We start from the raw sequence: 253 nt of genomic DNA, 5'->3' as shown, positions 1-253 counted from the left end.
GCCCACGACGAAGCTGTAGGGGCTGCCCCGTTTCGCGAGCTGCGTGGTGATCGATTGCAGTATTTCGCCCGTCTCCGCGAGCAGCGCACGTGCATCCGCGGGCGGAAGACGCGACAGATATTCGAGGAACACGGGCAGATAGTCGGGCAGTTCGCCGGCAGCGAGATGCAGCCCATGCTCCTCGTACATTCGCAGCAGATCGACCATCGCCTGGCCCCGATCGCGCGATTCGCCGTGCACATGCTCGAATAGA

The 253-nt window shown here is 63.2% G+C and carries 1 protein-coding gene; it reads right to left on the bottom strand.

All coding sequences use genetic code 11. The annotated features are described in order from the left end of the window. A partial coding sequence (gene narJ, locus SB753_RS39465; protein ID WP_410805476.1) for a nitrate reductase molybdenum cofactor assembly chaperone occupies window positions 1-253 on the bottom strand: 253 nt, incomplete at both ends.

Origin of the sequence: Paraburkholderia sp. SIMBA_053 (assembly GCF_046534895.1) — a bacterium.
Lineage (GTDB): Bacteria > Pseudomonadota > Gammaproteobacteria > Burkholderiales > Burkholderiaceae > Paraburkholderia > Paraburkholderia caledonica.
Note: the sequence above shows the minus strand (reverse complement) of the source record. Positions and strands in the feature narration are given on the sequence as shown.